The 18,458-nt window shown below is 68.4% G+C and carries 16 protein-coding genes; 12 read left to right on the top strand and 4 right to left on the bottom strand.

Translation table 11 applies throughout. The annotated features are described in order from the left end of the window. Positions 1 to 72 precede the first annotated feature (72 nt). Both ABD104_RS23170 and ABD104_RS23165 read left to right on the top strand, forming a co-directional pair. Positions 73 to 765 (top strand): tripartite tricarboxylate transporter substrate-binding protein, encoded by a 693-nt coding sequence (locus ABD104_RS23170; protein WP_343928284.1) that lies wholly within the window; start codon positions 73 to 75, stop codon positions 763 to 765. Between the two features lie 31 nt (positions 766 to 796). Further along, positions 797 to 1,921 (top strand): 2-methylaconitate cis-trans isomerase PrpF family protein, encoded by a 1,125-nt coding sequence (locus ABD104_RS23165; protein WP_279816080.1) that lies wholly within the window; start codon positions 797 to 799, stop codon positions 1,919 to 1,921. A gap of 10 nt (positions 1,922 to 1,931) precedes the next feature. On the opposite strand, the gene ABD104_RS23160 is transcribed toward ABD104_RS23165, so the two are convergent. From ABD104_RS23160 to ABD104_RS23145, 4 genes are read right to left on the bottom strand one after another with little or no spacing between them, the layout of a single operon-like run. Beyond that, positions 1,932 to 2,807 carry an NAD(P)-dependent oxidoreductase gene (locus ABD104_RS23160; protein ID WP_279816077.1) on the bottom strand — a complete coding sequence of 292 codons (876 nt, stop codon included), beginning with the start codon at positions 2,805 to 2,807 and terminating at the stop codon, positions 1,932 to 1,934. Further along, complete coding sequence (gene pcaC / locus ABD104_RS23155) at positions 2,804 to 3,181, bottom strand: 4-carboxymuconolactone decarboxylase (RefSeq protein ID WP_343928283.1); 378 nt, start codon at positions 3,179 to 3,181, stop codon at positions 2,804 to 2,806. Before pcaC ends, ABD104_RS23160 begins: the two co-directional genes overlap by 4 nt. Before the next feature lie 38 nt (positions 3,182 to 3,219). Then, positions 3,220 to 4,389, bottom strand: coding sequence for a mandelate racemase/muconate lactonizing enzyme family protein (locus ABD104_RS23150; RefSeq protein WP_343928282.1), 1,170 nt, complete (start codon positions 4,387 to 4,389; stop codon positions 3,220 to 3,222). 58 nt (positions 4,390 to 4,447) lie between these two features. Beyond that, a complete protein-coding gene (locus tag ABD104_RS23145; protein WP_279816069.1) occupies positions 4,448 to 5,926 on the bottom strand; it encodes an aldehyde dehydrogenase in 1,479 nt (492 codons plus the stop codon). Between the two features lie 264 nt (positions 5,927 to 6,190). Between ABD104_RS23145 and ABD104_RS23140 the strand changes: the two genes are divergently transcribed. From ABD104_RS23140 to ABD104_RS23095, 10 genes are all read left to right on the top strand, one after another. After that, complete coding sequence (locus ABD104_RS23140) at positions 6,191 to 7,837, top strand: GMC family oxidoreductase (protein WP_343928281.1); 1,647 nt, start codon at positions 6,191 to 6,193, stop codon at positions 7,835 to 7,837. A gap of 47 nt (positions 7,838 to 7,884) precedes the next feature. Then, complete coding sequence (locus tag ABD104_RS23135; protein ID WP_279816064.1) at positions 7,885 to 8,862, top strand: Bug family tripartite tricarboxylate transporter substrate binding protein; 978 nt, start codon at positions 7,885 to 7,887, stop codon at positions 8,860 to 8,862. Positions 8,863 to 9,002: 140 nt separating this feature from the next. After that, positions 9,003 to 9,809 (top strand): TrbG/VirB9 family P-type conjugative transfer protein, encoded by an 807-nt coding sequence (locus tag ABD104_RS23130; RefSeq protein ID WP_165963056.1) that lies wholly within the window; start codon positions 9,003 to 9,005, stop codon positions 9,807 to 9,809. A gap of 54 nt (positions 9,810 to 9,863) precedes the next feature. Continuing rightward, positions 9,864 to 11,423: a hypothetical protein gene (locus ABD104_RS23125; RefSeq protein WP_343928280.1), complete on the top strand. Its 1,560-nt coding sequence runs from the start codon at positions 9,864 to 9,866 to the stop codon at positions 11,421 to 11,423. A gap of 6 nt (positions 11,424 to 11,429) precedes the next feature. Beyond that, positions 11,430 to 12,743 (top strand): type IV pilus inner membrane component PilO, encoded by a 1,314-nt coding sequence (locus ABD104_RS23120; protein ID WP_343928279.1) that lies wholly within the window; start codon positions 11,430 to 11,432, stop codon positions 12,741 to 12,743. Then, a complete protein-coding gene (locus ABD104_RS23115) occupies positions 12,730 to 13,260 on the top strand; it encodes a hypothetical protein (RefSeq protein WP_087839928.1) in 531 nt (176 codons plus the stop codon). The genes ABD104_RS23120 and ABD104_RS23115 overlap by 14 nt, the downstream gene beginning before the upstream one ends. Continuing rightward, on the top strand, positions 13,257 to 15,182 hold the full coding sequence (locus ABD104_RS23110; RefSeq protein WP_087839927.1) for a GspE/PulE family protein: 1,926 nt from the start codon (positions 13,257 to 13,259) through the stop codon (positions 15,180 to 15,182). Before ABD104_RS23115 ends, ABD104_RS23110 begins: the two co-directional genes overlap by 4 nt. After that, on the top strand, positions 15,179 to 16,282 hold the full coding sequence (locus ABD104_RS23105) for a hypothetical protein (protein WP_343928278.1): 1,104 nt from the start codon (positions 15,179 to 15,181) through the stop codon (positions 16,280 to 16,282). Before ABD104_RS23110 ends, ABD104_RS23105 begins: the two co-directional genes overlap by 4 nt. 9 nt (positions 16,283 to 16,291) lie before the next feature. Continuing rightward, a complete protein-coding gene (locus tag ABD104_RS23100; RefSeq protein ID WP_087839925.1) occupies positions 16,292 to 16,876 on the top strand; it encodes a prepilin-type N-terminal cleavage/methylation domain-containing protein in 585 nt (194 codons plus the stop codon). Positions 16,877 to 16,885: 9 nt separating this feature from the next. After that, positions 16,886 to 18,454, top strand: a complete 1,569-nt coding sequence (locus ABD104_RS23095; RefSeq protein WP_343928277.1) for a type II secretion system protein — start codon at positions 16,886 to 16,888, stop codon at positions 18,452 to 18,454. Positions 18,455 to 18,458 lie beyond the last annotated feature (4 nt).

Here is an 18,458-nt window from a genome sequence, read left to right as displayed (position 1 = left end):
AGAGCAAGACGCCTATGCAGGCTATGAGTGGGTGGTATGATTCACACCCTCATTTGTTCCATCGGCGGCCTTATGATCGTCCGGGACTCGACACCTAGCCTTTATCGGTCGCTGCCCTACGATACCCGGCGCGACCTGGTGCCCGTCAGTCTGATCAATCTGGTGGCCGACGTCCTGGTGGTCAATCCGGAAGTGCCGGCCACGTCCGTCCGCGAACTGATCGACCTGGCGCGGCGGCAGCCGCGCGGACTGATCTACGCCTCGGCGGGAAACGGCACGCTCAACCACCTGGCGCCCGAGCTGCTCAAGTCCATGGCCGGCGTAGACATGGTCCATGTTCCGTACAAGGGGGCGCTGGCAGCGCTCAACGATGTCGTCGCCGGGCGGGGGCAGGTCTATATCGGCGCGCTGGCGTCGGCCGTCCCCCAGGTCAAGGCGGGCAAGCTGCGGGCGTTGGCGGTGACCGGCGCGCGCCGGTCCGCCGTCCTGCCGGACCTGCCCACCATGGCCGAGGCCGGCGTGCCTGGCTACGACGTCAACGCGTGGTACGGCCTGCTGGCGCCAGGCGGAACGCCGGCAGGCGTGGTCGATCGCATCCAGCGCGACGTCGCCCGGATCGGCCGCGAGCCGGCATTCGAACGCATGCTGGCGGCCGATGGCAACGAGCCGGTGCTGGGAACGCCGGCCGAATTCGCCACGTTCCTCGACCGGGAAATCGGGAAATGGCGCCGGGCCGTGCTGGATGCCGGCGCGGTGGTGGACTGACGCAACGGCACCCATTCCAGGAGATTCATCCGTGAGGCAATATCGCCTGCCCGCCGTGTTCATGCGCGGCGGCACCAGCAAGGGCCTGATGCTGCACCGGCGCGACCTTCCTCCGGACCGGCGGGCATGGGCGCCGCTCTTCCTTGCGGCAATGGGATCGCCGGATCCTTTCGGCCGCCAGCTCGACGGCATGGGGGGCGGGCTTTCCTCCTTGTCCAAGGTCTGCGTCATCGGGCCATCCTCGCGGTCCGACGCCGATGTGGACTATACGTTCGCACAGGTTCAGATCAAGAGCGCCCACGTGGATTTCCGGCCCAATTGCGGCAACATGTCTTCGGCGGTGGGCCCGTTCGCCGTGGATGAAGGCCTGGTCCGCGTGCAAGGCGACGAGGCGGTGGTGCGCATCCACAATACGAATACCGGCAAGATCATCGTGGCGCGCTTCGGCATGGACGAAGGGTTGGCGGCGGTGGAAGGCGGCCTCGCGATCCCCGGGGTAGCGGGGACGGGGGCGCCGCTGCATCTGGACTTCCTGGATCCCGCCGGAGCGACGACAGGCCGGCTGTTGCCGACCGGCAACGTGGCCGACATGCTGGAGATCCCGGGCTTCGGCCCTGTTCGCGCATCCATGGTGGATGCCAGCAATGCCTGCGTGTTCGTCCGGGCGGCCGACCTCGGCCTGCTGGGCGACGAGGCGCCCGCGGCCATCGAGGCGGACGCGCGGCTGATGGCCCGCCTGCAGGCCATACGCGTCGCGGCGTCGATACGCATGGGGGTCGCGGTCGACGAAGCCGCCGCGACCGCCAGTACGGCCGTACCCTTCGTGGCCTTCGTCGCGCCTTGCGCCGACGGTTCGGCCGCCGATTTCCAGGCCCGTGTCCTGTCCAACGGACAAGCGCACCGCGCGCTGCCCTTGGGCGTTTCCGTCTGCCTGGCCACGGCCGCCCGGCTGGAGGGCAGCGTGGTTCATGGTGTTTGCGGCGCCGTCCATGGGCGGGATCTCAGGATCGCCATGCCGTCGGGTGTCCTGCCGGTGACGGCGGTGGTGCATCGTGATGCCGATGGGGCCTGGAACGTGGAGCGGGGCGGATTCTACCGGACGCAGCGTCGCCTGTTCGAGGGAACGCTGCTGCTCCGGCATCCGCCGCCGGCCTGAGGCCGTCGCGTCAACCGCCTTCCTGCACGTAGCGATAAATGGCGGTGTGATCGCTGCGCGCCGGCAGGCCGGCCTCGGCATCGCGCCAGATGTCCACGCAGCAGGACGCGAAAGCCGTGGGCGTACGCATCTGCGCCATGAAGCCCAGCGCCGTTTCCAGGTCCTTGCGCATCAGCGCCAGGGCGAAGCCCGAGGCGTAGGTACCCGAAAGGATGAATTGCTCCACCTTTTGCTCGGTCGCGCTGTTCTTGCCGCTGGAGGCATTGAACACCTGGTTGGCGACGTGCGGATCGATGCCGAAACGCTGGGCCGCCGCCATGGCTTCGGCCACGGCCAGCAGGCCCGAGGCGGAAATGTAGTTGTTCAGCGCTTTGATGGCATGGCCGGACCCCGCGCCGCCCACGTGGACCAACGTGGTGCCGAGCGCCTCCAGCACGGGGCGGGCGCGGGCCACGGCGCTGTCCGGGCCGCCGATCATGATGGCGAGCTTGCCTTCCCTTGCCCGCTTGACACCGCCCGAGACGGGAGCGTCGACGAAGGCCAGGCCGGCCTGTTCGAGACGCTCGGCGTTGACGTGCGTGCGCGTGGGGTTGGACGAGCTCATGTCGATCACCAGTGTGCCGGCGGACAGGGAGGCCGCCAGCCCCTGGTTCCACAGCACGTCGTCGACGATGTCACTGTCGGGCAGCATCAGGATGACGACCCGAGCGGCGGCCATCGCCGCCAGGTCCGGTGCCGCGCGATAGCCTTCCTGGCCCGCCAGTGCCTGGGCCTGGACGGGCAGGGCGTCGAGTCCCAGCACGGGATGGCCGGCGGCGAGCAGGTTGCCCGCCATGGGCAATCCCATCTGGCCCAGGCCGATGATGCCGACGAGGGGCTTCTTCATACTCCCATCTCCTTGAATACCTCGCGCGCGCTGCGCACGCTCTCGAGCCCCGCGGGCACGCCACAGTAGATGGCGGCCTGGATGAACACTTCGCCGATTTCTTCCTTGGTGACGCCGTTGTTCAGCGCGCCGCGTACGTGGACCTTGAGTTCGTGCTGCCTGTTCAGCGCGGTCAGCATGGCCAGGTTCAGCATGCTGCGGGTACGCCGGTCCAGGCCGGTGCGCGACCAGGCCTCTCCCCAGCAATACTCGGTGACCAGTTCCTGCATGGGGCGCGCGAAGGCATCGGCCTGCTTCAGCGAATTGTCCACATAGGCGTCGCCCAGGACTTCGCGGCGGATCTTCAGTCCTGCCTGGTAGCGTTCTTCATTCATGATTTCTCCGTTGGTCGTGGCCTCGGCACGAGGCGGTTCTACTGGACGGTGGCTTGCAGGAGGGTGTGGCGTCGCAGCGCCTCCTCGTCGATGGCGACGCCCAGTCCCGGGCCCGTGGGCACGTCTACGTGGCCGTCCCGGACGACGAAGTCGGTTTCCGGAACCAGCGGGTCCGGTGCGGTGGTGTTCAGCCCGAACAGGAACTCCCCGGCGCCGAACATGCGGCTTCGCGGCGTGCTGGCATAGAAGTGCGCGGCCGCGGCCGCCTCCAACTGTGACTGCACCGCCAGTCCGCCGCAATTGAGCTGGATGTTGGCGGCCTGGGCGACGGCGCCGATCCGCCGGGCGGCGGTCAGTCCTCCGACCTTGTACAGCTTGATGCAGAAGGCATCGACCGCATGGGCATGGGCGAGCTCGTGGGCGTCCTGGAGCGTGAACAGGCTTTCGTCGGCCATCAGCGGGATGCCGCGCGCGGCCTGCCGGATGGCGGCCAGGCCGTGCAGGTCGCGGCGGGCCACGGGCTGCTCGATGTAGCCCAGGTCCAGTTCGCGCAGCGCATCGACGGCACGCAGGGCGTCGGCCACGCTCCAGCCGGTGTTCGGGTCGACGCCGATGACGATGTCGTCGCCCACCGCGCGCCGTACACGTTCGAAGTTGGCGACATCCTGGCGCCAGCCCCGCCTGTCGGCCGCTTTCAGGCACAGGACGCCGATGCCGAATTCCGAGACGGCGCGCTGCGATTCTTCCACCATGACGGCGGGGTCGTCGGCCAGGCTGACCGACCATTCGAGCGGAATGCGCGGCTGGCAGGCTCCTCCCATCAGCCTATGCGCGGGCGTGCCCAGGGCCTTGCCCATGGCGTCGTACAGCGCGATGTCCAGCACCGCCCGCGCCGCCGGATTGCCGGCCAGCCGCAGGTCGAACATCTCGTTGATGCCTTCGATATCGAAGATGCTGCGCCCGATCAGCGCGGGGCCGTAGATTTCGGTGATGGCGGCCACCGTGCCCTGGGTGGTGTCGGCGACGAAATGGCCCGGGCTGATGGGGCGAATCTGCGCGCAGCCGGTCACGCCGTCGGCGTGGATGCGGACCAGCACCGGCTTGCCCAGGATGCGGTCCCGGGGCCCCGTGTCGTACGACCCGCTGGAGAAGATGCGCTTGACCCTGACGGGCAGTTCGGTCACGTGGACCTCGATGCGTTCGATCATGTTGTCTCCTGTAGCTCCCGGCGCGCCGGCCCGGGGGAGGGCGATGCGGCGCGAACCGTCAGGCCTTGACGGCGAACGGGTCGCGCGCCTCGGTCGAGAAATCGACCATGACGTTCTTGCTCACCGTGAACTCCAACAGCCCTTGCTCGCCGCGCTCGCGTCCGTATCCGCTTTCCTTGACGCCACCGAACGGCGCCTGCGGCGTGACCATGCGATAGGTGTTGACCCAGACGACGCCGCTGCGCAGTTCGCGCGTCATGCGCATGGCGCGCGAGATGTCGCGGGTCCAGACCGCCGCCGCCAGGCCGAAGGCGGTGCCGTTGGCCAATTCCGTGGCATGGGCTTCGTCATCGAAGGGGATGACGGCAAGCACCGGTCCGAAGATCTCCTCCTGGGCCAGCCGCATGGCGTTGTCCACGTCGGCGAAGATGGTCGGCTGGACGAAGAAGCCGCGCGCCAGGTCCTGCCTGTCTGCCTTGCCGCCGCCGGTCACCAGGCGGGCTCCCTCGCGCCTGCCCTCGTCGATGCTGGCCAGGATGCGCCGGAATTGCGGTTCGTTGGCGGCCGTACCCATTTCCGTGGCGGGATCGCAGGGATTGCCCATGACGATGCGTTCCGCGCGGCGGGACAGCTCGTCGACCACCCGGTCGTGCACGGCGCGTTGCACCAGCAATCGCGAGCCGGCGATGCAGGTCTGGCCCGCCGCGGCGAAGATGCCGGCCAGGGCACCGACCGTGGCTTTCTCCAGGTCCGCGTCGTCGAAGATGATGTTGGGCGACTTGCCGCCCAGCTCCAGCGTCACGGGAACGAGATTGCGCCCGGCGGCCGCGGCGATCTCGCGACCCGCGCGGCCGCTGCCGGTGAAGCTGATCTTGTCCAGCCCCGGGCCCGAGACCAAGGAGCGCCCGATCCCGGCGTCCCCGGTGACCACGTTGACCACGCCGGGGGGAAATCCCGCTTCCTCGACCAGCTCGCAGAACGCCAGGGTCGTGACGGACGCGTGCTCCGAGGGCTTGATCACCACGCAGTTGCCGGCCGCGAGGGCGGCCGGCAACTTGTTCCCCAGCAATGCGATAGGGGAGTTCCACGCGGTGATAATGCCGACCACCCCATAGGGTTCGCGCACCACGTAGTCGAACACGTCGCGCTGGTCCAGCGGAATCACCGCGCCCCAGATCTTGTCGGCGTAGCCGGCGTAGAAACGGAAGATGCGCGCCACGTAATGCATCTGGGCGCGCGTTTCGCGTATGGCCTTGCCGTTGTCCGAGCTTTCCATGACGGACATCCGTTCGGCGTGTCGGTCGAGCAGGTCTCCCAGCCGGTGCAGCAGGCGCCCGCGTTCGGTGCCGGACACCTTGCGCCAGGTCGTCTCGTATGCACGGCGGGCGGCGGCAACCGCTTCGGCGACGTCCTCCGGCGTACCTTCGGCGACCTGGGCCCAGACTTCCTGGTTGTAGGGATTGATCGCGGGGAACATCGCGCCGCGCGCGCCGTCCCGCCATTGACCATCGATATACAGCCGGTACTCCTGGACCATGTTCGGTGTCTCCTCGGCCGGGCGCGTGTCGTCCCCCCAGGGAAACTTACTCTTGGGCGGCATGACTGAAAAATAATATTTGGGCATTCCAGTATCAGGTCAGGGAATGCTGAATCCGCTCGTCGGCGCGCATCGTCAGGATGCGAATGCGGAATGGAAGGATTCAAAAATATTATTTTCTGTAATGCTGCCGCTCCTGTACCTTGGGCCGCCAACAAGGTTCGCATCGACTCACCTGAGCGCCTGGCCGAAGAAAGGAGCGAGATGTTTGCTGAATCATTGCCGCGGGATGCGCAGTTCGACTACATCGTGTGCGGCGCGGGCAGCGCCGGCTGCATCGTGGCGGAACGCCTGTCCGCGGACCCGAGCAATCAGGTGCTGTTGCTGGAGGCCGGAGGCCGTGACAACGACATCAACGTCAAGGTGCCCTTGATGGTGGTGAACCTGATCAACAATCCCGAGGTGACCTGGCCTTACATGACCGAGCCGCAGGTGCACCTGAACGGCAAGCCGCAGCGCTGGACGCGGGGCCGCGTCATCGGCGGCTCGGGCGCCATCAACGGCAACCTTTTCGCACGGGGCGATCCCGCGGAATACGATCACTGGCGCGACCTGGGGTGCACGGGTTGGGGGTATGCCGACCTGCTGCCGGTATTCATGCGCATGGAGGATTTCCCCGAGGGCGATCCGGCGGTCCGCGGCAGGGGCGGACCCATCCACTGTACCCGCCTGGACAAGTTCGATCCCTTGTCCGATGCCTTCATCCAGGCCTGCCGGCAGGCCGGCTATCGCGAGCTGGCGGATTACAACGACGGTAGCTACGAGGGCGTGTTCTATCTCCAGTACACCACCCGCCGGGGGCTGCGCAACAATTCGGCGGCCGGCTATCTGCGGCCCGCCCGCCGGCGGCCCAACCTGACCGTGTTGACGCGCGCCATGGTGGCACGCGTGCTGTTCGAGGGCACGCGCGCAATCGGCGTGGAATACCTCGCGGCAGGGGAGCGCCGCCGTGCCACGGCGCGGCGGGAAGTCGTGCTGAGCGCGGGACCCCTTGCCTCGCCGCAACTGCTCGAGCTGTCGGGCATCGGCAACCAGGACATTCTGCGCAAGCACGGCGTGCGGCCCATCCATCATCTGCCCGGCGTGGGCGAAAACCTGCGGGATCATCCGAACACCCGGCTGACGTTCGAGTGCGCCCAGCCCATCACTGTCAACGATGTCCTGCGCAGCCCGCTGCGCAAGCTGCGCGAGGGGCTGCGGTTCATCCTCCGGCGCGAAGGGCTGCTGAGCATCTGCTCGGCCACGGCGCAGATGAACTACCGCAGCCGGCCCGACCTGAAGCAGGCCGATCTCGTCCTGCGCCTGCAACCGTTGTCCGGGGGCGACCGCTATGCCCGGACCCCGACCACGGGCATGGACATGTTCCCCGGTTTCACGTTCGGGGTGACCACGCTCCAGCCCAAATCCGTCGGTGCGCTGCACATCCAGTCGCCGGATCCCACGCGGCAGGCGAGCATGGATCCGCGCTACCTGTCGCACGAGGACGATGCGCAGCTGTTCCTGCGCGGCATGCGGATCTCGCGCGGCATCGCCGGCATGGAGGCGCTCAAGCCCCTGGTGGTGCGCGAAACCCGTCCGGGACCGGGCGTGGTCGACGACCGCGACATGCTGGCCTATGTCCGGGAGACCTTGCAGACCTCCTGGCACATGGTGGGGACCTGCAAGATGGGAGTGGACCCCATGTCCGTGGTCGATCCCAGGTTGCGCGTCCATGGGGTGCAGGGCCTGAGGGTGATCGATTCGTCCATCTGCCCGACCCTGCCTTCATCGGGGACCAATGTGCCGACGATGGCCATTGCCGAAAAGGGTGCCGAGATGCTGCTGGAGGATGGAAACCGGCACCGTACATGAATAACCATGAGCCGGAACGGCCACGCCGGGCCGGCAGGAGACCGATCATGTTGAACCTCAAGGCTTGCGCGTTCGCGTTGTCGTTGGCGTTACCGTGGGCGCCCGCCGGCGCCTGGGCGCAGGCCGCCTATCCGGCCAAGCCGGTGAAGGTGGTGGTGGGTTTCACCGCCGGCGGCCCGACCGACGTGGTGGCCCGCGTGATCGCACAGCACCTGGGCGAGCGCATGGGGCAGCCTTTCATCGTGGAGAACCGGGCCGGGGCAGCGGGTTCGATCGGCGCGGCAGCCGTCGCGCGCGCCGCGCCGGACGGCTACACCCTTTATCTGGCGGTCCAGACCACGCACGCCGTCGCACCCGCCCTTTATCCGGATGTGGGTTACGACCCCATCAAGGATTTCCGCGGCGTGGTGCGCATCGTCCACAATCCCCTGATGATGGTGGTCGACCCGGCGTTGCCGGTGCGCACGGTGGCCGACTTGGTGGACTACGCGAAAGCCCGTCCCGGCAAGCTCAACTACGCGACGGGCGGCCTGGGATCTTCGCCGCACATGTCCGTGGAGCTGTTCAAGAAGGTGTCCGGCGTCGAGCTGACGCCAGTCCATTACAAAGGGGATTCGGCCGCCATCGTCGACCTGCTGGGCGGCCAGGTGCAGATGATGATGTCCAGCATCTCCGGCCTGCTTCCCAACGTGCAGAACGGCAAGCTGCGGCCCATCGCGGTAACGGGCAGGACGCGGTCCCCGACCATGCCCGACCTGCCTACCATCGCCGAGTCGGGCTATCCCGATTTCGAGGTCATCACCTGGTTCGGCCTGGTCGCGCCGGCCAGGACCCCGGATGCCGTCGTCGCGCGCCTGAACCGGGAAGTGCTGCAGGTGCTCAAGCAGCCGGAGGTCAGGGAGAAACTGACCGGCATGGGATTCGAGGTGGTGCCGAATTCGGCGGAAGCGTTCTCGCGCTTCATGGCCGAGGAGAACGTCAAGTGGGGCTCGCTGGTGCGCGAACTGGGGCTGAAGGGACAGTGATGGATGTCCTGCCCGCCATCGCCGGACCTGGATGAAAACATCCGGCAGTAAGTAGTTCACACGCTACCCGGGCACAGAGCTGCCCGGCACGATGCATGCCTGGGCGCGGTCTGGCCGCGCCGCTTTGCCAAGGGTCCTCTATGCATCCGTGTCTCATCACCATCGCCGCCGCATGGCTCGCTTGCGGAACCGCCGCGGCGCAAGCCCTGCCTGCGCCGCACGCCGGCAGGGATGGCGCTTTCGATTTTTCCTATCGCATCGTGGGCGACAAGCGCGTGGCGCCCGTGCAGGTCTTCGACGACGGGCGGCAGACCTATCTGCAATTTCGCGTCGGGCAGGTGTTGCCTGCCGTCTTCAGCGTCGGCGCGCAAGGGGAAAGGCTGGCGCCGGTCGCATGGCAGGGCGGCTACGCGGTGGTGGCCGGCACGGCGGGCGAGTACCTGTTGCGGATAGGCGAAGTCGTGGCGCGTGCCCAGTACCACGGGGGCCGCGGCCGCGCCGGCACGAGTGGTTCCGGCGGAGCGGGCGGCTACCCATCCGACCCGGACGATTCGTCTTTCGCCGCACCAGGCTATCCCGGGCCAGTCCAGGGGCAGACGGTCGCCATCGGCAGCGGGCGTCCCGCAGCGGACCCCGCGCCCGTCCGTCGGGGAACGTACGACGCCACGCCGGCGGACCGGACCATGCGCCAGGCCCTGCGGCGGTGGGCCATGGCCGCGGGCTGGACCTTCGACCCCGAACACTGGACGGTCGACGTCGACATACCGCTTGCCGGGTCGGCCAGCCTGGGCAGCGACTTCAAGACGGCCGTGCGCGAACTGCTGGCCTCCACCGAACTGTCCACCCATCCCCTGCAGCCGTGTTTCTACTCGAACCGCGTGCTGCGCGTCGTCCCCCATGCGGAATCGTGCGACCGTACCAGCACGCCGACGGGACGCCAGGGGTAGGCCATGGTCCATGCATGCAGTGTGTCGCCGCGGTTCCTCCGCGGCACGGCGGCCATGGTTCTTTTCGTGTCGGGCTGCGGGCAGTTCGAGGCCATGCGCCACATCGACGCCGACGCGGCGCGTGCGTCCGACAACATCGCCACCGCCCGCATTCCGTTCCAGCAGTCCGTGGCGGGCGGGCCCGGGCGCGCACGTGCCCAGGAAGTCGCCCGGCCCTGGCTGGCGGGCAAGCCCCAGCCATTGTCGCGCGAGGTCACGCTGCCCGAGGCGCTCCGGGCGTCGGTCGAGACGGCATTGATGTTTCCCGGAGGCCGGGTCGACCTGCCCACGCTGGGCGAACAGATTGCGCTTGCCACCGGCATACAGGTGCGCATCCAGCCGGACGCGCTCCTGCCGCAGGAAGCCTTTCTTCCGCGCCTGACCCTGGCGCAGGCGGCCGGCGCGGGGACGCCATCCGCCGTCCAGGTCAGCCTGCCGACGGGGCTGCATCCGCTGCCCCGCCTGCTGGACCTGGCGGCCAACCGGCTGGGCGTGCACTGGAAGTACCAGGCCGGCGCCATCGTCTTCTTCCGCACGGATACCCGGGTATTCAACGTACGCGCGCTTACCTTGAAGGCCTCCGCGGCCGCCAGCCTGGGACGGGCGGGCGGCGGCAACGCAGGCGCTTTCGAAAGCACATCGTCCACGCGCATCGAATCGACGGGCAGCGACGCCCTGGGGGCGGTCAAGGCCAAGCTCGAACCCTTCCTCACGCGTGCCGGCACGCTGGTCGCCAATGGCGACGCCTCGGGGCTCATCGTCGTCACCGACACCCCCGAGGCGCTGGACCGTGTCGCGGCTTTCCTGGAACGCGAGAACAAGGCCCTGACCCGGCGCGTGCGCCTGATGTTCGAGGAGATCGAGCTGGTGGCCAGGAATCAGACCGAGCAAGGCATAGACTGGAACCTGGTCTATCGCCGTACACGGGATGCCGCCCAGGCCGGCTCCCCGGCATCGCTGGTGTCGGACGTCGCGGGGTCGGGCCTGGGCCTGTCCATCGCCGGCGGCCGCTGGGACGGCTCGGCGGTGGTACTGAAGGCACTGAGCGAGATCGCCACCATCACCCGCCATACCACGGTGCCGTTGCAGACCCTGAACCGGCGCCCGGTCACGCATGCGGTCCGCACCACCTTCACTTATATCGACCAGGTGCAGGTCACTACCGTCGCGTCGTCGGCGGGCACGTCCACCGCGCCGTCGGTCACGCAGAAGGAGGAAACCGTCGGGTCCTTCCTGACCGTGATTCCCGATGCGCAGGACGACGGCCAGATCCTCCTCACGATCGCCTACGACAACACGGTCGCCCAGCCTCTCAAGACGCTGACTTTCGGCGCCAGCGGCAACCAGGTCCAGTTGCAGCAGAAAACCGTGGATGGCATGGGGACCGTGCAGCAGGTCGAGCTGAGGCCCGGCCAGCCGGTGCTGGTGTCGGGTTTCGAGCGCTCGCAGGACCAGTACGACAAGCGCCGGCTGGACGAGGGGGCGCCGATGCTGCTGGGCGGCTCGGGCAAGACCGCGCGCGAGCGTCGCAATACGGTCGTGCTCATCACCGCGCAGGTCGAGGAAGGCTTCTGACTCGCCATGAACGATTACGTCCTGCTTCGATTCGACGGCGACGAGCGCGTGCTGGTCCTGGGCATGCGCTGGCACACCATCCTGGGCAGCCGGCTGGACCAGCGGGCGCGCCAGAAGGCTCGGGAGGCCAGGGCTTCGCACTATGCCCATGCGCCCGGTTCGGAGGCCGTCGGCGTGGTCCGTCTGAGCCGTGCCGATCGTGGCCTGGCGGCCAGTCTCCACAGCGGGGCGCTGGCCTTCGCCGCCGACCACAGGCAAGGGGTGGTCGCGCTGCGGGCGGTGCTGCCCGACGGGCGCATATGGGTGGTCGCCTCGCAGGGTGGCAAGGTACTCACGCATTCGGACCGCGTCCATGACACCGCCGCCGATGCCCAGGAGGCCCTGGACGCCCTGGCCGCGCATCACGGCGACGAACTCGTCGTCCTGGACGCCGACTCGGAAAATTCCGGCGACGTCTCGCTGCCGGCGCTGCTGGGCGAATCGCCGGATCCATACCGGCTCCAGCCATGCGGTTGGAGCATGCCGACGCTGCCGCGGCCGCTGGTCGTCGCGACCCTGGGGTGTGCCGCCGCATTTCTGCTGCGGGCCGGCTGGGACTGGTATCGCCACCTGGGCGGCACCCAGGCGCCCGCGCCGGCAAGCATCGATCCCGACGCGGCATGGGCCCGCGTGTTCGAGACCTTTCGACAGCGGGTACGCCTGCACGCCCAGGAGGACGGGCTGGCCGTCCTGGATGCGCTGGCCGAGCTGCCCGCCGAATTGGGAGGCTGGAAGCTGTCGTCCGCCCAGTGCACGCGAGATGCCGGGCCGGGCTGGACGTGCCGCGCCGGGTATGGCAGGGGGCATCGCCTGGCCACCAACGCCAGCTTTCTCGCGGCCCGCCCGCCAGGCTGGAAAGAGACATGGCAGCCCATGGATGCCGTCGTGGCGCACTTTTCCATCGCCGGCGGCGGCCAGGCGCTCGAGCCATCGCGGCTCAGGAGCCAGGAGGAGCATGACGACCAGACCGTCACGGCCCTGCAGCAGGTCATGCCGCTATTGTCGGGCATCACGCTGGGAGACGCGGCGCCCGCGCGGCTGGAGCCTCCACGCGACGAATACGGGGCCGTCATTCCCGCGCCGCCTTCGATGCCGGCCATATTCGAGCGGCCGCTGGCGCTGGAAGGACCGTTGCGGTCCCTGTTCCTGATGCCGGAGCTGCTGGCCGGCCAGGTCGAATGGCGGTCGGCCTCGCTTACCGTGGCTCCCGACGCCGAACTTTCCTTGAATCGGAGCCGGCTCATGGCCGGCATTTCTGGAGTCCTCTATGCGCGTGATTGAGTGGGGCGGGCGGCCCGCCGTGGCCATGATCGCCGCCCTGTTCCTGATCCATCCCCGGGTGGAAGCGGCTGAAAGCGAACTGGACAAGGTGCGCGAGATGCTACGCATCGATACCGCCCGCGCCCTGGCCGCGGAGCGAGCCCGCCAGGCGCCTGCCCCGAGGGCGGCCGCGGCGCCGGCCCGCCATGGCGACAAAATCGTCCTGACTTCCCTGTATGGCTTGAGCGGGGGCTTGAACGCGGTCGTGCTGGTCAATGGCGAATCGCGGCTGTATCGCCAGGGCAGCGAGCTGCCTCGCGGTACGACCCATCCGGGCCGGGAATATCGGTTGCAGCGTATCGACGACGGCTGCGTCTATCTGAAAAAAGGCGCGGAAGAACGTTCGGCCTGCATCCCGCCCGCCGTGCCCATGCCGGCCGCGGCGGCGGGAGCCGGTTCGGCCGGCATGGCGCCGGTGCCGGCGCCGGCGCCGGCAATGCTGCCCATGCTCGTTCCCGCACTCGGAGCGCGGCCATGAGCCCGCTCATCTGGGGCCGGCCGGGCGTGTCGGCGCTGCTGGCCGGCAGCCGCCTGAGGGCGTCGGGCGCTACCGCCGCGGCGTCCGCGGACAAAGAAAAGGATCCGTCCGCATGCAAGGGCATCGCGTTCCCGGAGCTCGTCATGCGGCTGGACGGCCGCGACCAGCTCGCCCGGATGACGCCAGCCTTCCGGCGGGTGCTGCGTTCCGGCTTCGACGTCGGCAACCTGCTGGACAAGCTCTGTCCCGTCGAACTCGAGGACGGCCGGGTGGCCCTGTTCACCGTCGATGATTATGCGCGCAGCGAGCAGATCGAGGAGTTCGAGCGCATGGTGCAGGCGCGCGGCCGAACGCTGGCCAGTCCCGCCCGCGTCGTGGTGCCGGCGACGCTGTTGCTGTCGATCGTGCGTGGCCAGATCACGGGGGATACCCTGCGGTCGCGCCGCCGGGTACTGCTCGATCCCGTCAAGAGCTCCATGGCTTCGGCTTTCCACGACATCGTCGCCTGGGGCGCGCGCCACGGTGCGAGCGACATCCATGTCAACCTGCGATCCGCGCATCCGGAATCCGAGATCCGATACACCCTGGGCGGCCGCTACGTGATGCCCGAACGCTTCCGTGGCATGCAGACCAGTACGCTGCGCGAGGTGCTGGCCGTCGCCTATATGGATATACAAGGCGGCAACGGCGCGGTCTTCGACCCGATGATCGAGCAGCAGGGCAGCATCCTGCACGATGTGGAAGGGGTGTCGTTCATGTTGCGCTGGGCGTCGCTCGCCACCGATGCCGGGGCGTCGGTCACCATGCGCCTGCTGCGCATGGACATGCGTGAACAGCCCCCGGATTTCGCCCGGCTGGGGTATCTGCCTTCCCAGGTACGAGTGGTCGAACGCGCCTTGGTGGCCGAAGGGGGAGCCATCGTGCTGGCAGGGGTGGTGGGATCCGGCAAATCGACCACCATCGCCTCGATGATGTCCCGCATCCCGTCCACCCGCAAGGTCATCACGCTCGAGGACCCGGTCGAATATCTCATTCCCAACGCGCTGCAGAACAGCGTCAGCCGGTCGCTCGACGGTTCGGTTTCCAACGAGTTCGACGCCAAGCTCAAGACCATCAAGCGATCGGCCATGAACGACCTGCTCATCGGCGAGATACGCGATCGCTCCACCGGCAGGGCGTTCATGGACCTCGCCAGCTCGGGCAGCAACCTGTACACCACGACGCATGCGGGCGGCGCGGCCCTGATCCCGGACCGCCTGGCCTCGGACTTCATCGGCGTTTCCCGAAGGCTGCTGGCGACGCCCGGGATACTGAAGCTCCTGGTCTATCAGACGCTGTTGCCGGCGTTGTGCCCCGCCTGCGCCTTGCCGTTGTCCAGCCTGTTCGACCGGGCCGGCGGGGGCGGCATGGCCAGCCACGAGCCCGATCACTGGCGACGCTATGCCGATCGGCTCCATGCCTTGTACGCCATCGACGTCAACGCGCTGAAGGTCCGCAATCCCGATGGATGCCCCGCCTGCCGGCAGAGCACCCTGCCGGAACTGCATGGCTACGCCGGGCGCACCGTCGCCGCCGAAATGATCGATCCCACCGTCGACGACGGGTTCCTGCGGCTGGTGCGCGACGCGGACACGCTGGCGTTGCGCGACTACTTCCGGTTCCAGCGGCGCAGCGCGTTCGATCATGCCGACATGACGGGCAAGACGGCGATGGAGTGCGCGATCTACAAGGCGTCGCAAGGGCTGGTCGATCCCCGCGACATCGAACCGAGATTCGTCAGTTTCGAGACCGTCGAACTGCGGAGGACCCGCGCGCCACAGGTGCCGCCTGGGCGCAGGCGGCCCCGCAGGTTGGCCTCCGGCCGGGTGCAGGCGCCGCTCGGGCGCCGCCGGGATGCCGAACGGGGAGGCCGTCCGGCATGAACACGCTTCGCGAACGCGCGCGCATCGCGTGGTGCGCGGCGCAGTTCCGGCCCGGCCGCGCCGATTACTACGACTATCTGGCCGATGTCATGGACGCCTGCAATGGCCGCAAGACATTGCGCGATATCTTCCTGGACGACGCCCGGCGCTATGGAGACCATCCGCGGGGCGTGTTGTCCGCGTACTGGGCGGCGCGCTATCAGCATGCGGGCGGCGATCTCCACGAGACCCTGCGTTCGACGCTGCCGGACGACGACCTGGTCCTGCTTCGCATGGCCCAGCGAGGCGGCGCGGGTGCGCTCGAACAGACCTTGCGCGACGTGGCGGCGGTGACGAGATTGGCCGACGAGGCACGGCGCACGTTGTCCGCCACGCTGTCGGCGGCCCTTGCCGCCGTGCTGGTCTCGTTTGGCATGATCGTCGCCGTGCCCATGTTCACCGTGCCGCGCCTGAAGCGGGCGTTCGGTGCCGTTCCCGACGAATTCCTGGGCAGCCTGACCCGGCGTCTCTATGCCTTCGCCGAGCTCGTCCAGGCGCACCTGTTCGTGTCCGCGCTGGCCGTGGGCCTGGCCGTCTACTTCGTGGCCTGGTCCATGCCCAACCTTACCGGCCGTGTCCGCCGTGTGCTGGACCGGTATTTTGTCTGGCGCCTGTATCGGGACCTGCAGGGCATACGCTTCCTGGCGTCGTTGGCGACCATGGTGAAGTGGCGCGGCAACGTCAGTACCGCGCTGCGCGAAGCTCTGGAACTGCAGGTGGAGGGCGCCAATCCGTGGCGGCGCTGGCACCTGGAAAGAATGATCGCGAATATCGACGACGGCCGCGTGGGCAGCGCCACCTTCGACACCGGCATCGTCGAGCCCGAGACCTTGTGGTTCCTGGCCGACCTGATCTCGGCCCGCGGCATGGACAGCGCCTTGCAGCAGACGCGCGTGCGCCTGGAGGCGCGGTCGCTGGGACAGGTTGCCAGGAAAGCGGCCGCCGCCCGCTGGGTGCTGCTGCTGGCCGCCGTAGGCGTCGCGTTGTCCCTGGTCTTCTGGCATGTCGGCGTCGTCAACGAAATGCGTTCCGCCTTGACCAACTATTACTCCAGCCGATGAGGTATCCCCATGTCTCGCTTTCTTCACGTTCGTCCCGGGCGCCAGCAGGGCTTCACCCTGGTGGAGGTCGCCATCGTCGCCGCCATCGTCCTGATCGCCGCCATCATCGGCATTCCCGCCATCAACGGCTATGTCATCGAGAACAAGGTGCCGGCGGTGGGGCAGGAACTGCATCGCTTCATCGCGCGCACCAAGGTCTCCAGCCAGGGGTTGGGCAACACGCCCTATACGGGCATAGGAATCGCCCAGCTCGCCAATTCGCTGCGCAGCAGCAGCGTCATCACCGTCGCGGGCTCGGGGGCCACGGCCACGGTCCGGCATGGCCTTGGCGCCACGGACGGCAGGATCGTGCTCGCTGCCGATACCCTGACTTCGTCCGGGGATGCCTTCGGACTGACGCTGGACAAGGTCAATGAAGCGGCATGCCCGGCGCTGGCCGCGGTCATGCAGCGGGTGTCCGAGCGCATCGTCATCAACAGTGTCACCGTCAAGCAGCCGGGCACCGGCGGAGCGGCGGGCACCTATAACGCCGCCGGCGCGGACGCCGCCTGCACCAGCGGCGATACGAACTCCTTCTCGTTCACCGCACGATAGGGCGCGCCCATGTCGCATACGACGGCTCTCCATGCCGCGCCGGCTGCCCGCGCGGCACGCCAGCGCGGATGGACCCTGATCGAACTGGCCATCGCCGCCAGCATCGCCATGGTGCTGGCCGTCCTGGCGGGGAGCCGCCTGGTGCGCGAGGTGGACGACGCGGCGGCCCAGGCGACGGGAACGTACCTGCTCGCGATCAAGGGAGCCATGGATGGCTACCTGGTCCGGCACTACGACGCGCTGGCCGGCGGAGCACCCGTTGCCGGCGTGGCGCAGGCATTCGCGCCCACCCTGGCCGAACTGAGGGAGGCCGGACTGCTGCAGCGCGGATTTCCCGATCGCACGCCGTTCAACCAGGCTGTCGCCATCCGTGTCGAGCGCAGCGGCTCCTGCCCAGGGACCGGATGCAGGGTGGATGCGCTGGTGCATACCGCCACGCCGCTGCGCGCGCCGGGGGCTTCCGAGCCGGATCCCGGCATCCTGGCCCAGGTCGTCATGGCCACCGCCGGATACGGCGCCGCCGCCTATCCCGACCAGCCGGCGCTGATGCGCGGCGCGACACACGTCCTTCCCAATCCATTGGGCGCGACGGCGGGTGTCGTGGGAGCCCTGGCAAGCCTGGATACGACCTTGTTCCAGCAGTTCGTGCGCATGCGGGATAGCCGCAATCCCGACCTGCAGGGGAGCCTGGATGTGCGAGGCGGCGTGCGGCTGCACGATTCCCTGGCGCTGCGGGGTACGGCCGGCGATTGCCTGACGGCGACCAACACCGGCGTGCTGACCGTGCAGTGCGCCGGCGTGCTGCAGACCAAGACCGGCCTGTTCCGGGCCGACAACGGCAGCATCGTCCAGATCGATCCAGTCTCGGGCATCGTCGCCAGCCAGCGGGTCCGTGCCGCCGCGGGACTGTCCACCGACCGGGGATCGATCTTCGACGCCGCCGACGCGCAGCCCACCTTGCGCGTGAACACGGGCCAGATGATCGTTGCGACCGGGGCCGGCCTTGCGCTCTCGGTCGTCGGCCGCGACCTCGTCGGACATGCCGGCGTGTCCGTCGATCGGCTGGGCGTCAGGGAGGTGGCCGCGGCCAACACCCCCTGCCTCTCACGGATATCCACCGAGGCCGGCGCCAACGCCGAATTCGCCCGCACGTCGGCCGGAGGCCTCCTGGTCTGCGCCGGCGGCACATGGCGCGAACTGGCAGCCATGGCATCGACCGGCACCGCCTGCGCCCCCAACGGCGCGTTCGCCACCGACTCCGCCTCGGGCACCGGCCTGGTCTGCCGCCTTGGCGTCTGGATGCGCGCCGACGACCTGCTGTCCAGCTACGTCATGGCCGGCAGCCAGATCGTCGCGTCCGGCGACACCGTCCAGAAACCCGCCTGCGGCCGGCTTGGTACCGCCGCCGGCACACCGCTCATCTATCTGTTGCCCCAGATCGAGTCCTCCAAGGCTTCGTCGTTCACCCGCAAGGCAGTGGACGCCGGGACGGGCTGGCAGGTGCAACTGCTGGACTACGACGGAACGGTTCTTGGCGGCCCCGCCAAGGCCATCGCCCAGGTCTATTGCAAATACTAGGGAG

It is taken from the genome of Pigmentiphaga daeguensis (assembly GCF_039523035.1).
In the GTDB taxonomy this organism is placed as follows: domain Bacteria; phylum Pseudomonadota; class Gammaproteobacteria; order Burkholderiales; family Burkholderiaceae_B; genus Pigmentiphaga; species Pigmentiphaga daeguensis.
The sequence above is the reverse complement of the archived record's forward strand: the minus strand, read 5'-3'. Positions and strand labels throughout refer to the sequence as shown.